Origin of the sequence: Paraprevotella xylaniphila YIT 11841, assembly GCF_000205165.1 — a bacterium.
Lineage (GTDB): Bacteria > Bacteroidota > Bacteroidia > Bacteroidales > Bacteroidaceae > Paraprevotella > Paraprevotella xylaniphila.
On sequence record NZ_GL883805.1, the window covers coordinates 91,563 to 107,234 of the forward strand.

14 protein-coding genes are annotated in these 15,672 nt (G+C 45.9%); 10 read left to right on the forward strand and 4 right to left on the reverse strand.

Annotated features, from left to right (window positions below):
* From map to HMPREF9442_RS00395, 4 genes are all read right to left on the reverse strand, one after another.
* Window positions 1-858 carry a type I methionyl aminopeptidase gene (gene map / locus HMPREF9442_RS00380; protein ID WP_008624031.1) on the reverse strand — a complete coding sequence of 286 codons (858 nt, stop codon included), beginning with the start codon at window positions 856-858 and terminating at the stop codon, window positions 1-3.
* Between the two features lie 116 nt (window positions 859-974).
* Window positions 975-1,340: a hypothetical protein gene (locus HMPREF9442_RS00385; protein WP_147639869.1), complete on the reverse strand. Its 366-nt coding sequence runs from the start codon at window positions 1,338-1,340 to the stop codon at window positions 975-977.
* Window positions 1,341-1,706: 366 nt separating this feature from the next.
* Window positions 1,707-2,432, reverse strand: coding sequence for a hypothetical protein (locus HMPREF9442_RS00390; RefSeq protein ID WP_008624034.1), 726 nt, complete (start codon window positions 2,430-2,432; stop codon window positions 1,707-1,709).
* A gap of 15 nt (window positions 2,433-2,447) precedes the next feature.
* On the reverse strand, window positions 2,448-3,368 hold the full coding sequence (locus HMPREF9442_RS00395; protein ID WP_008624035.1) for a glucosaminidase domain-containing protein: 921 nt from the start codon (window positions 3,366-3,368) through the stop codon (window positions 2,448-2,450).
* Window positions 3,369-3,487: 119 nt separating this feature from the next.
* Between HMPREF9442_RS00395 and HMPREF9442_RS00400 the strand changes: the two genes are divergently transcribed.
* The 10 genes from HMPREF9442_RS00400 (at window position 3,488) to HMPREF9442_RS00445 (ending at window position 15,664) form a co-directional block, all read left to right on the forward strand.
* A complete protein-coding gene (locus HMPREF9442_RS00400) occupies window positions 3,488-3,970 on the forward strand; it encodes a cytidine deaminase (RefSeq protein WP_008624036.1) in 483 nt (160 codons plus the stop codon).
* 63 nt (window positions 3,971-4,033) lie between these two features.
* On the forward strand, window positions 4,034-5,650 hold the full coding sequence (locus HMPREF9442_RS00405; protein WP_008624038.1) for an ABC-F family ATP-binding cassette domain-containing protein: 1,617 nt from the start codon (window positions 4,034-4,036) through the stop codon (window positions 5,648-5,650).
* A gap of 83 nt (window positions 5,651-5,733) precedes the next feature.
* Complete coding sequence (locus tag HMPREF9442_RS00410) at window positions 5,734-6,318, forward strand: nucleotide exchange factor GrpE (protein WP_008624041.1); 585 nt, start codon at window positions 5,734-5,736, stop codon at window positions 6,316-6,318.
* A gap of 13 nt (window positions 6,319-6,331) precedes the next feature.
* Window positions 6,332-7,477, forward strand: coding sequence for a molecular chaperone DnaJ (dnaJ, locus tag HMPREF9442_RS00415; protein ID WP_008624043.1), 1,146 nt, complete (start codon window positions 6,332-6,334; stop codon window positions 7,475-7,477).
* A gap of 17 nt (window positions 7,478-7,494) precedes the next feature.
* Window positions 7,495-8,790 (forward strand): bifunctional folylpolyglutamate synthase/dihydrofolate synthase, encoded by a 1,296-nt coding sequence (locus HMPREF9442_RS00420; protein WP_008624045.1) that lies wholly within the window; start codon window positions 7,495-7,497, stop codon window positions 8,788-8,790.
* Between the two features lie 110 nt (window positions 8,791-8,900).
* Window positions 8,901-9,980, forward strand: coding sequence for an aldose epimerase family protein (locus HMPREF9442_RS00425; RefSeq protein WP_008624048.1), 1,080 nt, complete (start codon window positions 8,901-8,903; stop codon window positions 9,978-9,980).
* A gap of 46 nt (window positions 9,981-10,026) precedes the next feature.
* Window positions 10,027-11,256 (forward strand): glucose/galactose MFS transporter, encoded by a 1,230-nt coding sequence (gene gluP / locus HMPREF9442_RS00430; protein WP_008624051.1) that lies wholly within the window; start codon window positions 10,027-10,029, stop codon window positions 11,254-11,256.
* 46 nt (window positions 11,257-11,302) lie between these two features.
* Entirely contained in the window at window positions 11,303-12,457 is a 1,155-nt protein-coding gene (gene galK / locus HMPREF9442_RS00435) for a galactokinase (RefSeq protein WP_172634369.1), read from the forward strand.
* 276 nt (window positions 12,458-12,733) lie between these two features.
* A complete protein-coding gene (locus HMPREF9442_RS00440; protein WP_008624057.1) occupies window positions 12,734-13,882 on the forward strand; it encodes an aldose epimerase family protein in 1,149 nt (382 codons plus the stop codon).
* A gap of 36 nt (window positions 13,883-13,918) precedes the next feature.
* Entirely contained in the window at window positions 13,919-15,664 is a 1,746-nt protein-coding gene (locus HMPREF9442_RS00445) for a sodium:solute symporter (protein ID WP_008624059.1), read from the forward strand.
* Window positions 15,665-15,672: the final 8 nt, after the last annotated feature.

The following is a 15,672-nucleotide window of genomic DNA, read 5'->3' on the forward strand; positions in this document are numbered from 1 at the left end:
TCAATAAGTAAGAATCTCCAAACCGTTTTCTGTCATCAGGAACGTGTGTTCCCATTGCGCACTGGGCAGTTCATCCTCCGTCACGACAGTCCATCCGTCTTCTTCATCCACAAACACCCTCCAATCGCCCATGTTCACCATAGGTTCTATCGTAAACACCATGCCGGGCACCAAGAGCATCCCTGTTCCCTTCCGGCCGAAATGCTCCACATCCGGCTCTTCATGAAACTCCAGTCCCACCCCATGTCCGCACAAATCGCGCACGATGCTGAAACCGCTCTTCCTGGCATGCTTTTCGATGGCATTTCCTATATCCCCCACAAAGCCGAACGGACGGGCAGCTTTCATGCCTATCTCCAGGCATTCGCGCGCGACGTCTACCAATTTCTGCTTCTCGGGTGTGGTCTGCCCGATGACAAACATACGTGAAGCATCGCTGTAATACCCGTCCAATATGGTGGAAACGTCTACATTGACAATATCTCCTTCCTCCAATACATCGAATTCATTAGGTATGCCGTGACAGACCACCTCGTTGATAGAAGTACACACACTCTTAGGAAATCCTTCATAGTTCAGCGGAGCGGGAATGGCCCCATGGCTTACCGTATAATCATATACCATCTCGTCAATCTCAAGCGTAGTCATTCCGGCATGTATCTCTTGGGCCACGAGATCCAACACCCCGGTATTTACCACACCGCTCCTGCGAATCCCCTCTATTTGTTCAGGCGTCTTAATCAATTTACGCGAAGGCACCAAACAGCCTTCTTCCTGAAAAGCCAAAACCTTACGGTCCAAATCCGTCAGTTCGGCTCCTTCTGGGACAATCCAATTCCGTCTTATCTTTCTTCGCATTCTTTCTTTCACAGATTTATCATACAAAAGTACGATAAAAAAATCACTTTTCGACTGTAAAACCTTATAAATATCCCTATACCTTTATATTATTTAGACCAATCCTACGAAAGCCGTCAACACTCCCGCGCTTGACATGCCAAGTCCCGAATGGCACCTGTCGATATTCCAAGTGTCAATATGACAATCCCACCCCCTCGCGGTTCGCTCATTTGCGCCCTTTCCCCGCTGCCGCCGCAAATACGCGATTCTCGCGCATCGGGGAAAGTACAGAATGCCAACCTGTCCCGCATTCCCGCTTCCATAATGCCGTATGAAAGTCCACGCCCGGCGCAAGGCGATACGGAACCCGTAAGCATCCGGGGCGTTCCGCCTCGCAAGAAGGCATTCCGGATCTGCGTCCCTTTCCGCCCCAAATAGCTTAAAAATGGGGCATTCGCCGACCGCCGTGCCACCATCTGCGTAGAATTTTCCAACAACATGCAGACACCTCTCCCACGACATGCGGAGAAAAAAAATGTTTTTTCAGCCGAACGGTTTCTCATTCGGCTGAAAGTGTTTCCTAATTTTGCTTTAGATACGTGAAAAACAAGCCCCGAAACATAAAAAATGTATCCAAATACACCGTCAAGCCTCCTTAACAAAGCCTTTTCGTGAAAGGCAGGCGTAACAGAAACATTCTTTTTGCTTTCACTTTAACACTCCAAAACGGGATCCATACAACATTTTGTCCAAACAAAACATCCGGACGCCCCCTTTATCGGGAACCGCACGAATGTGTATGTTTTTCAGAAACCGGCAACATGTCCGACCGCCAAGCCCCATGGCTTCCTATCGCCTTTTGCCCGTCAACGTTTCCAACTGGCCTCTTCCACACTGAGCGAAACAGACACGGCATCGGAGACCTTGAAATGCACCATTCCTCCAAACCGACTGCTGAAATTGTTCATCCACGGCATCGGAGGAATCCACGGCTGACGGCCTTGCATCGGAAAAAAAGCTTTGCTGCCGTATGCGTACAAACTCACCCTGTCGGTCAACTGGTAACCGGCCAACAAATTGATTCCGAAACGGTTCTCATTCAAGCCGTTCCAAGACAAGCGGTCGTAAAAGCCTCCCACAGACAGCACCAACCGGTCGGTAAGGCTACGCACATACATGGCAGAGATTCCGGTCCCGAATCCCACCCCGGGAAAACGGTTCTTGCCGAACGAGGCCGACACGCTCATGTCCAGGCAGGCATTGAAACCTTCATGCAGTTCCCATAAGCCCCAATATCCGCCATAATAACTTGTCGGGAAATATGCCACGGTACCGTCCCGGTACAATGGAGGCAGAGAAGGGCGAAAAGTCAATCGCGCCGTATCAGCCACCAACGTGTCCGACAAGGCCAACCGCGCACCGACTTTCTTCGGTGTCACATCCGATGCCGACGGCTGTACCTTCAGGCTCACCTTTCCGGCATCCATACCCGTCGGCGAATCCGAACGCAAGACCTCCTGCGCCTGCCCTGCAACCGTACAGGTTACAAACAAAATGAGCAATAAAGCCCGATAAAGACCTTTCTGTTTCATTCTGACCTCCTTATTTTAACGTACACGCAAACGGTCATTTACTTGAATGGCATAATCTGCCGGCAAATTATTCATGTCATACAGGCTCTCCAAACGTATCCCGTAGCGTTGCGCAATATCATACATCGACTCACCGGCCTTCACCACGTGAGGCACGTCCTTGTATTTTTTAGCCGCCTTTTTCCGCTTCCGTTCCAAATACAACACATCACCGGCTTGGATTCGATATCCCTTCGGCAATTCATTGAACTTCCGGATGTCGCGCGCCGACACACCGGTTTCTTCCGCCAACAAATCAAACGTATCCCCAGCACGCGCAATAATATAATAATTCTCATTATTGCGATAAACCAGATGGGACGGCAGCGACTCGCTGTTCAGCTGACGGTCTATGCTGCTGTAATCAAAATGAAGACGAGACGACTTATACTTATCATACTGGTCGAGGTCATACCGTTCTATCAAATCTATCAGCAAGGAAGCGTAACGGGGGTTCGTGGCATAACCACAGCGTTTCAAACCACGTGCCCAACCTTTATAATCTTTCGGGGAAAGTTCAAACAACGAAGAATAACGCGCTTGTTGCAGAAAACGCGAATGGTCTTCGTACGACTCTTCCACGCTGCGGTATTTACGGAACTTCTCATTCCGCGCATCATCGTCCTGCAAGATGTAGGGTCCCTTCCATGCACGCCCGCATTTAATGCCGAAATGATTGTTGGCCTTCCGGGCCAATGTGCTTGTCCCGGCTCCACTTTCCAATAATCCTTGTGCCAACGTGATGCTAGCCGGAATTTTATAACGCAGCATCTGGTCCACGGCCATCCCCTTGTAACGTTCTATATAATTAAGGTATTGCTGGCTGACACCTTGTGCCTGTAGCAAAAAGCTCGTCACGCCGAACAATACGGATAAGAAAACGGTTTTCAATCGCATATCTCAAATATCATGAAGGATTTCTCACACACAAAGTTACCTCTTTTTTCTTCGTTAGTTTTCCCTTTACAAACAAAAAATGTATATTTGTGCATTATTAACCAAAAGAGGAAAGTCCCATGAAAGAAAAAGAAATCATCAGCAAAGTCCGAATATACGACTACGAGGAACTAACGGATGCGGACCGAGAGTTAATAGACAAAGCCAAAGATGCCACACAAACCAGCTATGCACCTTTTTCAAAATTCTGTGTAGGAGCTGCGGCCCGGTTGTCCGATGGCACCATAGTCACAGGAAGCAACCAAGAAAACGCCGCCTTCCCGTCAAGCCTGTGCGCGGAACGTACCGCACTATTCTACGCCAACGCACGCTACCCGGAGAAAAGCGTGGAAGAACTGGCCATTGCGGCATACGCCCACGGGACTTTCCTGAAATCCCCCATCCCTCCTTGCGGAGCTTGCCGGCAAGTCATCCTTGGAGTGGAAGAACGGTACGGTCGCCCCATACGCATCCTGCTGTTCGGAGAAGAGGGCACTTACGTGGTCGACTCCATCAAAGCCCTGCTCCCGTTGCAGTTTACGGGAGAAACCATGAACGAATAAAATATTTTTCGTACCTTTGCGCCGTATTACAAACCAAGACATATATAATAAGGTATATAGAGTATGATTAGCGTATCGAATCTTGCCATCCAGTTCGGGAAAAGAGTCCTGTACAAGGATGTAAACATGAAGTTCACCAATGGAAACATTTACGGGGTCATCGGGGCTAACGGAGCCGGAAAGTCCACGTTGCTGAAAGCCATCTCCGGAGAATTGGAACCGACAAAAGGCAGCGTGGAACTAGGACCGGGCGAAAGGCTCTCCGTACTTAGCCAGGACCACTTCCAATATGACGAATGTACCGTACTGAACACCGTGCTGATGGGACACACCATATTGTGGGACATCATGCAACAACGCGATGCGCTTTATTCCAAAGCTGATTTTTCGGACGAAGACGGCATCAAAGTGGCCGAACTGGAAGAAAAGTTCGCGGAAATGGGCGGATACAATGCCGAAAGCGATGCTGCGGCCTTGTTGAGCGGACTGGGTATCAAAGAAGACAAGCATTACGCACTGATGGGCGAACTGAGCGGTAAGGAAAAGGTACGTGTCATGTTGGCAAAAGCCCTCTTCGGCGAACCGGACAACCTGCTGTTGGACGAGCCGACCAACGACCTCGACCTCGACACGGTGCAATGGCTTGAATCCTATCTTTCCGATTTCGAACATACGGTATTGGTTGTAAGCCACGACCGCCATTTTCTGGATGCAGTTTGTACACATACAGTGGATATTGATTTCGGCAAAGTAACGATGTTTGCAGGCAATTATAGTTTCTGGTACGAATCCAGTCAGTTAGCTCTGCGGCAAGCTCAAAACCAAAAAGCCAAGGCCGAAGAAAAGAAACGGGAATTGGAAGAATTCATCCGGCGTTTTTCAGCCAACGTAGCTAAAAGCAAGCAGACCACCAGTCGGAAAAAGATGTTGGAAAAACTAAATGTAGAGGAAATCCGCCCCTCTACCCGCAAATACCCGGGCATCATTTTCCAGATGGAACGCGAGCCAGGCAACCAAATCCTTGAGGTGAAAGGGTTACGCGCCACGACGGATGACGGAACCGTGCTTTTCAACGACGTGAACTTTACCGTAGAGAAAGGAGATAAAATTGTCTTTCTGAGCCGTGACCCTCGTGCCATGACAGCTTTTTTTGAAATCATCAACGGTAACCGTAAAGCACAAGGAGGCGACTACAAGTGGGGAGTAACCATCACTACGGCATATTTGCCTCTCGACAACACCCGCTTCTTCGAAAGCGACTTGAACCTTGTGGATTGGCTGAGCCAGTTCGGTGAAGGCAACGAAGTTTATTTCAAGAGCTTCCTCGGAAGAATGCTGTTCTCGGGAGAGGAGGTCCTGAAGAAAGTCAACGTGCTTTCAGGAGGAGAGAAGATGCGCTGCATGATAGCCCGCATGCAGCTGAAAAACGCCAACTGCCTCGTTTTGGACACTCCGACAAACCATCTGGATTTGGAGAGCATCCAGGCTTTCAACAACAACCTGAAACTGTTCAAAGGCAACATCTTGTTCTCTAGCCATGACCACGAGTTCATCGAAACCGTAGCCAACCGCATCATCGAGCTCACCCCCAACGGCATTATCGACAAGATGATGGAATACGACGAGTACATTGCTAGCGACCACATCAAGGAGCTTAAAACAAGAATGTACGGGGATTAAAAATATTTTTGAGAAACAAAAGCCGAATGGCAAACTATTTGTAGGGTATTTAGCGACTAAATACCCTTTTAAAATATTGCATCATGGAAAAAAATAAAGATATGAACGAAGAAGAGCTGAAAGCCCAACAAGAGGAAACTTTGGATAATGTAGCAACCACACAACAAGACGAAGGCGACAAAACTGAAGAACAACCTGCAAAGGAAATGTCTGTGGAAGACAAATTGGCTGCTGCAGAAACCAAAGTGGCAGAACTGCAAGACAAATACCTGCGTCAGGTTGCCGAATTTGACAATTACCGCAAACGTACCATCAAAGAAAAGGCTGAATTGATTTTAAACGGGGCGGAAAAAACAATTACGGCCATACTGCCTGTATTGGACGACATGGAACGTGCATTGAAGAATATGGACAAGATGGAAGACGTGGCTGCCGTAAAAGAAGGGGTTGACCTGATATTCCAAAAATTCGTAAAAGTCTTAGGCGAACAAGGGGTCAAGAAAATAGAGACCGAAAATGCCGATTTCAACACGGATTTGCATGAGGCTATCGCCCAAGTACCGGCTCCTTCTGATGAAATGAAAGGTAAAATCATCGACTGTGTCAAAACAGGCTATACTTTAAATGAAAAGGTGATTCGCCACTCTCAAGTGGCCGTAGGACTTTAAACCTCAATAAAATATGGCGAAACGTGACTATTATGAAGTGTTAGGCGTTTCAAAAAACGCCTCGGACGACGAGATAAAAAGGGCTTATAAGAAAATGGCTATCAAATATCATCCCGATCGTAATCCGGATGATAAGGAAGCCGAAGCTAAATTTAAAGAAGCTGCAGAAGCATACGACGTGCTCCGCGACCCGCAAAAACGTGCCCGTTACGACCAGTTCGGGCCAGAAGGCGTAAATGGTGCCGGCGGATTTGGCGGTGGTGGTATGAACATGGATGATATCTTCTCTATGTTTGGTGACATATTCGGAGGCCATGGCGGATTTGGTGGCTTCGGTGGAGGCGGCAGAACCCGGAAACCCCAATACAGAGGAGGGGATCTTCGCCTCAAAGTAAGAATGACGCTCCAGGAAATATCCACAGGAGTAACAAAAAAATTCAAGGTCAAAAAGAAAGTGGCCTGCCCTCATTGCCACGGAAGCGGAGCCGAGGGTAGCAGCGCGACCGAGACATGCCCGACATGCCATGGTAACGGCTTTGTCGTGAAAACCCAACAAAGCATTTTCGGCATGATGCAAACACAAGTTGTTTGCCCCACATGTGGAGGAGAAGGAACTATTATAAAGAATAAGTGCAAAGAATGTGGAGGGGAAGGTGTCGTCAACGGTGAAGAAGTCATTGAAGTGAAAATTCCCGCAGGCGTAGGAGACGGCATGGTCGTCACCGTCACGGGAAAAGGCCATGCAGCCCGACGTAACGGAGTCCCGGGAGACATTCAGGTCTATATCGAAGAAGAGCCGCACAAGGAACTCTTGCGGGAAGACAATAATCTGATATACAATTTGCTTTTGGATGTCCCCACTGCGGCATTGGGCGGCGATGCGGAAATCCCTACCATCGACGGAAAGGTAAAAATCAAAATAGAACCGGGCACACAACCGGGCAAGGTGGTACGCTTGAGAGGCAAGGGGTTGCCTGCCGTACAAGGTTACGGATACGGCACAGGAGACCTTATCGTAAATATCAGTGTGTATATTCCGGAAGCTTTGAGCAAAGACGAAAAGAAGACGTTGGAAGAAATGAAGAAGAGTGATAACTTCGCTCCGAATCCATCCATTAAAGAAAAGATATTCAGAAAGTTCAAAAGCTATTTTGAATAAAAGCTATAAATAAGGAGATGACGTATAAAGAAGCCACGACATATTTGTTTAACAGTGTACCCATGTTCCAAAATGTAGGAGGAACTGCTTACAAAGAAGGTCTAAGCAACACCTTGTTGCTAGATGAGCATTTTGGTCATCCCCACCGTAAATTCAAAACCATCCACGTGGGGGGCACTAACGGCAAGGGGTCGTGCAGCCATACATTGGCAGCCATACTCCAAACCGCAGGTTACAAAGTGGGGCTTTATACGTCACCTCACCTGACCGATTTCAGAGAGCGCATACGGGTAAACGGACAAATGATACCGGAATGCGAAGTGGTTTCTTTTATCGAAGACGAACGCTCTTTCTTCGAACCTCTGCACCCTTCTTTCTTTGAATTGACAACGGCTTTGGCTTTTAAATATTTTGCAAAAGCCGAAGTGGATGTCGCCGTTATCGAAGTGGGCATGGGAGGACGCTTGGATTGCACCAACATCATAACTCCGGATTTGTCCGTCATTACCAATATCAGCTTTGACCATGTACAATTTTTGGGAAACACCCTTGCGAAAATTGCCGGGGAGAAAGCAGGAATCATCAAGCCCGGAGTTCCAGTAGTCATCGGAGAGGCTACCGAGGAAACGAAAAAGGTTTTCAAGGATAAATCATTGGAGATGAATGCACCAATAAGATTTGCAGAAGAAGAGCATGAAATCATCTCCTCCCGTCCGGAAGGCAATACACGTGTTTACGAGACTCTTCATTACGGAAGTTTTATAGGTGAACTGGGAGGACTCTGCCAAGAAAAGAACACGGCAACCATACTTGCAGCTATTGACGAACTACGAAAAGCCGGTTATATTATTGCGCAAGAACACATTGAACTCGGCTTCGGACACGTCTGCAAACTTACCGGTTTACGAGGTCGTTGGCAGCAACTCGGAACGCGCCCCACTGTAATCTGTGACACTGGACATAATACAGGGGGGATAAGTTATATCGCCGAACAACTGGAATGCGTCCAAGCCGATAAACTCCACATTATAATAGGTATGGTGAATGACAAAGATATTCATTCCGTCCTACAACAACTTCCCAAATGTGCCATCTATTATTTCACAAAAGCAAGCGTCAAACGGGCACTTAACGAACACACACTCCAAACACTCGCCCAAGAAGCCGGATTAAGGGGAACTTCCTGGCCCGACGTACGGTCTGCCTTTCAGGCGGCACGGCAATCTTCTACGGAAAAGGATTTGATTTTCGTAGGAGGCAGCACGTTCGTTGTGGCCGACTTTTTAGCCTTTTATCACCCCGAACAAGCATAATCTGCAAATCTTCTCATTTCTGCATCATCTTTTTCCCCGAAATCTTTTGCAATAAGAAAGTTTTTTTCTTATTTTGCATAACGATAATTTAACTTTAAATCATTAGTCTGATGAGTTTAAAAAATATTAGTGGTCTTAAAAGAGAAGATTTTCAAGCAGAAGTTCAGGGCAAACAAACAGATTTGTTTATCCTGAGAAACAATAAGGGGTGTGAAGTAGCCATTACAAACTACGGAGGAGCATTGGTTGCCATCATGGTTCCTGACCGCGACGGAAAAATGGCAAATGTCATTCAAGGACATGACAACATCCAGGAGGTTATCAGTAGCCCGGAGCCATTCCTCAGTACGCTGATAGGCCGTTATGGTAATCGTATCTGTAAGGGTAAATTCACGTTAGAAGGGAAAGAGTATTCATTGACGGTTAATAACGGGCCGAATAGCCTTCACGGCGGTCCGACCGGATGCCATGCCCGGGTTTGGGATGCCCGACAGACGGACGAGCGTACCTTACTTTTACATTATACATTCGCAGATAATGAAGAAGGCTTTCCTGGAAAATTAGACATGGATGTCACTTATTCGTTCACCAACGACAATGAATTGATCATCGAATACAAAGGGACAACCGACAAAACAACCATCGTCAATATGACTAATCACGGGTTCTTCAGTTTGGCCGGTATTGCCAACCCCACTCCAACTATTGAAAAACTGCAATGTCAGATTAATGCTGATTATTTCATTCCTATTGACAACACCTCTATTCCTACGGGAGAAATCAAACCTGTAAAAGGCACTCCTTTTGATTTTACGACCTCGCGTGAAATCGGCGAACGCATAGATGCCGATAACGAACAGACGCGGAATGGCGCCGGTTACGACCATTGCTTCGTCCTCAACAAGAGAGAAGTAGGCGAACTGAGTTTTGCAGCTAAAATATACGAGCCTGTTTCCGGCCGTACAATGGAAGTTTATACCACCGAACCTGGAGTTCAAGTATACACGGATAATTGGGCTGACGGATACAAGGGACAATTGGGAGCAACATTCCCGCGTCGAAGCGCAATTTGCTTTGAAGCCCAACATTTCCCCGATTCTCCCAATCGCCCCTACTTTCCGTCTGTAGTTCTAAAACAGGGAGAAACTTATACCCAAACCACAATCTATAAATTCGGTACTGAAAAATAAGTGAAACTATAATAGAAAAACAAATCTTAAAAAAACAAATTATCAAATGACTCAAAAAACGCAACCGAACTACACGTTCGCCCTCACGGTGGTCATTATCGTTTGCTTCCTTATCGGTTTCGTAACGACAATGAACAATTCTATGATTGGATTCTGCAAGACCGTATTCAACCTGACAGAAGCACAGGGACAACTCGTTAATTCCGCATTTTATGGAGCTTATGCCTTGTCAATTCCCTTTGCTCTTATGATGAACAAGATTGGTTATAAGATGACATTGGTTCTCGGCTTGGCCGTTGTTGGATTGGGATTCGTAATCAATTACTTTGGTATCTCAACGAATTTGGATGCCGCCCAGACGACCATCTATAATATCTTCTTAGCCAGCATGTGTTGTGTGGCATTGGGTATCGTCATGTTACAACTTGTAGCGAATCCGTACGTAATGGTATTGGGTGCACCAGAGAAAGGTGCATTCCGTATGACGTTAAGCCAGGCCCTAAATTCTGTAGCCACGACATTGGCTCCGATGTTTATTACCTACTTTATTATTGCAGGCAAATCGGAAGATCAATTAAGCGGAAATGACGTGACCGTTCCGTTCTTGGGATTGGGTATTTTTACTTTCCTGCTTTGCATCATTCTTTACTTCTTGAAACTTCCGGAAATCAAAGAAGAAGAGCAAGCTGCCGACAATGGTGACACACGAGAATACAAATCGAGCGTGTTCAAGTACCCCCACGTATGGTTTGGTGCTTTTGCCATCTTTATGTATATGGGATTGGAAATCGGTATTCCCTCCATGTTGTCTGCTTATTTCGACAGCAAGCCTGATTTGGGCGGCAAAGCCGAAGATTTCCTGCCCTTGTACTGGGGTGGTATGATGGTTGGACGTTTCATCGGTGCCGGTGTGTTAAGCAAATACCAACCACGCCATTTGTTGACGGTTTGCCTTCTCGGAGGTGCGGCATGCGTCGGCATTTCATTCGTTCTTCCGGGGATGGCGGCCGTATACGCCATGTTGGCAGCCGGCTTGTTCCACTCTGTAATGTGGCCGCTCATCTTCAACCTCGGTTTGCAGGAATTGGGACCACATACAAAAGCAGCTAGCGGTATCATTAACATGGGTGTAATAGGTGCGGCCACACTGCCGTTGTTGATGGGTGTCGTAGTGGACCATACAGGTGTAGGAATGGCAATCTGCATGATGTTTATCTACTACCTCTATGTTATTTGGTTCTGTTGGAAAGGTTCTAAGGTAGGACTTAAAGGATAAGAAAAATCTCTTTTTATTAACCTCATAAAATAAATGGATTATGAAATTGACAATAGATGATGTAAGAAGCCGTTTCATTGAACATTTTGATGGAACAACCGGTTCTGTATATGCTTCTCCGGGTCGTATCAACCTCATCGGTGAACACACTGATTATAATGACGAATTTGTATTCCCCGGTGCTGTTCAACAAGGTATGATAGCTGAAATAAAAGTAAACGGGACAAGAAATGTACGTGCCTACTCTATCGACTTGAAAGATTACGTGGAGTTTTCTTTAGACGATGAAAAGGGACCAAAAGCAAGTTGGGCTCGCTACATTTTCGGCGTGTGCCGGGAAATGATGGCATTGGGTGTTCCTGTGGAAGGTTTTAACACAGCATTCGCTGGCGATGTTCCTCTCGGCGCAGGAATGTCTTCTTCTGCTGCATTGGAAAGCGTATATGCTTTTGCACTCAACGATATGTTCGGCGAAAACAAAATAGACAAAATGACATTGGCTAAAGTAGGACAGGCTACAGAACATAAATATTTGGGATGCAATTGCGGTATCATGGACCAATTCGCTTCTGTTCACGGTAAAGCAGGTAGTTTGATGCGTTTGGATTGCCGTAGCGGTGAGTTTGAATACTTCCCGTTCGACCCGAAAGGCTATAAATTGGTATTGGTAAACTCTTGCGTAAAGCACGAACTTGTAGGTTCCCCCTATAATGACCGCCGCAGAAGTTGCGAAAACGTAGCTGCCACCATCAACAAGCATCACCCAGAGGTAAAAAGTTTACGCGATGCAGACTATGCCATGTTGGACGAAGTGAAGAACGAAGTATCAGCTGAAGATTTCATGCGAGCTAAATATGTCATTGGCGAGAAAGAACGTGTCTTGGCTGTTTGTGACGCTTTGGAGAAAGGCGACTACGAAACCGTAGGACAGAAAATGTACGAAACCCATTACGGCCTGAGCAAAGAATACGAAGTTTCCTGCCCGGAATTGGACTTTCTGAATGATATAGCAAAAGAAGAAGGGGTAACTGGTTCTCGTATTATGGGAGGAGGGTTCGGAGGTTGTACTATCAACCTTGTAAGTGATGAACTTTATGACAACTTCGTAAAAGTAGCCAAATCGAAATTCAAAGAAAAATTCGGCAAAGAACCGGTCATTATTGATGTAGTCATCGGAGACGGATCCAGAAAACTCTGCTAAAAACAAAATCTTAGCATCTTATTTATGTAGAAAAAGGGAATCATTATAATGTAGTGGTTCCCTTTTTATTAACGCAACCCACAACTGAATAAAATGGTGTCTTATCTATCTTATTTTTCTACAGTTGTACGGTTTTTAATAAACTATAACATAGAAAAAAGAATAAAAAGAAGTGTAAGGCATACACCTTATGCCCAAAAACATCTATATTTGCAATAGAAATACGAGATAAAGTCGTAACTTTACATTCAATTTAAATCTTTTAATTCATTCACCATGAAAAAAGAAAGAAATGCAATCTTAGGTGTAGGACTTATCACAGTTCTTTTGGCTTCATGTAGCCAACAACCTCAAAGTAATTTAACCGTTTCAGGACTTGATCCGCAGAATTTCGTAGCCGACGTAAAAGGCAAACCGACAAGTTTGTACACTCTTAAAAATTCCAATGGAATGGAAGTTTGTATCACAAACTTTGGCGGGCGGATCGTATCTATTATGGTACCAGACAAAAATGATTCTTTACGCGATGTCGTGTTAGGTTTCGACAGTATAGCCGATTACATTAACAAGCCCAGTGATTTCGGGGCCGCAATAGGTCGCTATGCCAATCGAATAAACAAAGGCAGAATCGTTATTGATGGGGATTCTATTCAATTGCCCACCAATAATTTTGGCCATTGTCTGCATGGAGGGCCTCAAGGATGGCAATATCAAGTGTATGAGGGAAAGCAATTGAACGATACGACACTGACTATGACGATGTATTCTCCTGACGGGGACCAAAACTTCCCGGGAACTGTAACAGCAACAGTGACCTATACCCTAAGCAGTGATAATGCTCTGGACATTAAATACGATGCAACCACAGATAAGAAGACCGTCATCAATATGACCAACCATTCTTATTTCAACTTATCAGGCAATCCGTCTCAACCAGCTACCGATCATATTTTATATATCAATGCGGACAACTATACTCCTGTAGACAGTACATATATGACTACGGGCGAAATCGTTACGGTAAAAGAAACTCCAATGGATTTTACTACTCCGAAAGCCGTAGGACAGGATATAGACAAATTTGATTTTATCCAACTGAAAAACGGCAACGGTTATGACCATAATTGGGTATTGAACACCCAAGGAGATATCAACCAATTAGCAGCAAAACTAACTTCGCCGACAAGCGGCATCTCATTAGAAGTTTATACGAATGAACCCGGCATTCAAGTCTACAGCGGAAACTTCTTGGATGGTACATTAAGCGGAAAGAAAGGAATCGTATACAACCAACGTGCTTCCGTTTGCCTCGAAACCCAGCACTACCCCGATAGCCCGAATAAACCGGAATGGCCTTCGGTAATATTGGAGCCGGGACAGGCTTATCACAGCGAATGTATTTTCAAATTCACCGTGGAGAAATAATCATCATTAACTATATCATCAAACAAAAACAAAGACATGAATTGGAATTCAAATGAATTTATATGGCTTGACTGGTTGGTTCTCGCCATCGGAGTCATAGCGATTGTATGGGCTGTCTACCGTTCCATCAAAAAAGACAAAGAGAAAATGCAAGGGGCCGACAGCCAAGATTACCTTTTCGGAAAGGGCGAACCTTGGTACATCATCGGTGCGGCTATTTTTGCAGCCAATATAGGTTCCGAACACCTTGTCGGTCTGGCCGGCACAGGAGCCAAAGACGGTGTAGGCATGGCCCATTGGGAAATGCAAGGATGGATGATTCTGATATTAGGTTGGTTGTTCGTTCCATTCTATCAATTGTTGAATAACAAAATGGGAAAGATTATCACGATGCCGGACTTCCTGAAATTCCGCTATACCCAACGTACAGGTTCGTGGCTGTCCATCATCACACTGATTGCCTACGTGTTGACCAAAGTCTCCGTCACTGCGTTTACCGGTGGTATCTTCTTTGAGTATCTCCTCGGCCTTCCGTTCTGGTACGGTGCGATTGGCCTTATCGCAATCACTGCCGTATTCACGGTATTTGGCGGAATGAAAGGAGTAATGACTTTATCCGCCATCCAGACCCCGATTCTCATTATCGGTTCTTTCTTGGTTCTGTTCCTCGGTTTGAACATGTTGGGTGACGGTAGCATCACTGAAGGATGGTCTCAAATGATGGCCGTATGCAATGCAGCCCATGATGGGTTCGGAACAACCCACATGTTCCACACCGATCCCGCTGACCCCATGTATCCGCAATTCCCCGGTTATGTGGTCTTCCTCGGTGCGTCAATCATCGGTTTTTGGTATTGGTGTACAGACCAGCATATTGTACAACGTGTACTCGGACAAACCAAAGGTGAAGATAACGGCAAAGTCATGGCACGTGCGCGCCGTGGTACAATTGCGGCCGGTTATTTCAAACTCCTTCCGGTTTTCATGTTCCTCATTCCCGGCATGGTGGCTTTTGCACTTTCCCAAAAAGCCGGCAGTGGTATTGTCATGGATATCACTAACACCCATGACACCGATGGTGCTTTTGCCATGATGGTAAAAAACATTCTCCCGGCTGGAATTAAAGGTATTGTGACTATCGGTTTTATCTGTGCACTCGTAGCTTCCTTGGCCGCATTCTTCAATAGCTGTGCCACTTTGTTTACAGAGGATTTCTACAAGCCTATGAAAAAAGGGAAGAGTGAAAGTCATTATGTATTGGTAGGACGTGTGGCTACAGTTGTGGTCGTATTGCTCGGATTGGCATGGATGCCCATCATGATGAACATGGGTAACTTATACTCATACCTTCAAGATATCCAATCCTTGATTGCCCCAGCCATGGTTGCCGTATTCACCCTTGGTATATTCTCCAAGAGAATCACTCCGAAAGCGGGTGAATGGGGTCTGATTGGCGGTTTCCTGATTGGTATGGTACGTTTGCTCACCAACGTCATTACCGACTCTGGAAAAGCTGTCATGGACGGCGCATTTTGGGAATATACCAGTTGGTTCTGGCAGACCAATTGGCTCATCTTCGAGGTCTGGCTGCTCGTATTCATCATCATTCTGATGTACATTGTATCAATGTTCACAGCGAAACCATCTGCCGAGCAGATTGCTGCAATCACCTTTACAGGCAATTATAAGAAGACCATCCGTGAAAGTTGGAACGTTTGGGATGTCATAGCCTCTTTAGGTGTCATCATACTCTGTGCCTTATTCTATGCATATTTCTGGTAACACAAATA

Bases quoted from the DNA above. Each gene is read 5' to 3' on its own strand.
- map (WP_008624031.1), bottom strand. From the start codon at position 858: ATGCGAAGAAAGATAAGACGGAATTGGATTGTCCCAGAAGGAGCCGAA.
- HMPREF9442_RS00385 (WP_147639869.1), bottom strand. From the start codon at position 1,340: ATGTTGTTGGAAAATTCTACGCAGATGGTGGCACGGCGGTCGGCGAAT.
- HMPREF9442_RS00390 (WP_008624034.1), bottom strand. From the start codon at position 2,432: ATGAAACAGAAAGGTCTTTATCGGGCTTTATTGCTCATTTTGTTTGTA.
- HMPREF9442_RS00395 (WP_008624035.1), bottom strand. From the start codon at position 3,368: ATGCGATTGAAAACCGTTTTCTTATCCGTATTGTTCGGCGTGACGAGC.
- HMPREF9442_RS00400 (WP_008624036.1), top strand. From the start codon at position 3,488: ATGAAAGAAAAAGAAATCATCAGCAAAGTCCGAATATACGACTACGAG.
- HMPREF9442_RS00405 (WP_008624038.1), top strand. From the start codon at position 4,034: ATGATTAGCGTATCGAATCTTGCCATCCAGTTCGGGAAAAGAGTCCTG.
- HMPREF9442_RS00410 (WP_008624041.1), top strand. From the start codon at position 5,734: ATGGAAAAAAATAAAGATATGAACGAAGAAGAGCTGAAAGCCCAACAA.
- dnaJ (WP_008624043.1), top strand. From the start codon at position 6,332: ATGGCGAAACGTGACTATTATGAAGTGTTAGGCGTTTCAAAAAACGCC.
- HMPREF9442_RS00420 (WP_008624045.1), top strand. From the start codon at position 7,495: ATGACGTATAAAGAAGCCACGACATATTTGTTTAACAGTGTACCCATG.
- HMPREF9442_RS00425 (WP_008624048.1), top strand. From the start codon at position 8,901: ATGAGTTTAAAAAATATTAGTGGTCTTAAAAGAGAAGATTTTCAAGCA.
- gluP (WP_008624051.1), top strand. From the start codon at position 10,027: ATGACTCAAAAAACGCAACCGAACTACACGTTCGCCCTCACGGTGGTC.
- HMPREF9442_RS00440 (WP_008624057.1), top strand. From the start codon at position 12,734: ATGAAAAAAGAAAGAAATGCAATCTTAGGTGTAGGACTTATCACAGTT.
- HMPREF9442_RS00445 (WP_008624059.1), top strand. From the start codon at position 13,919: ATGAATTGGAATTCAAATGAATTTATATGGCTTGACTGGTTGGTTCTC.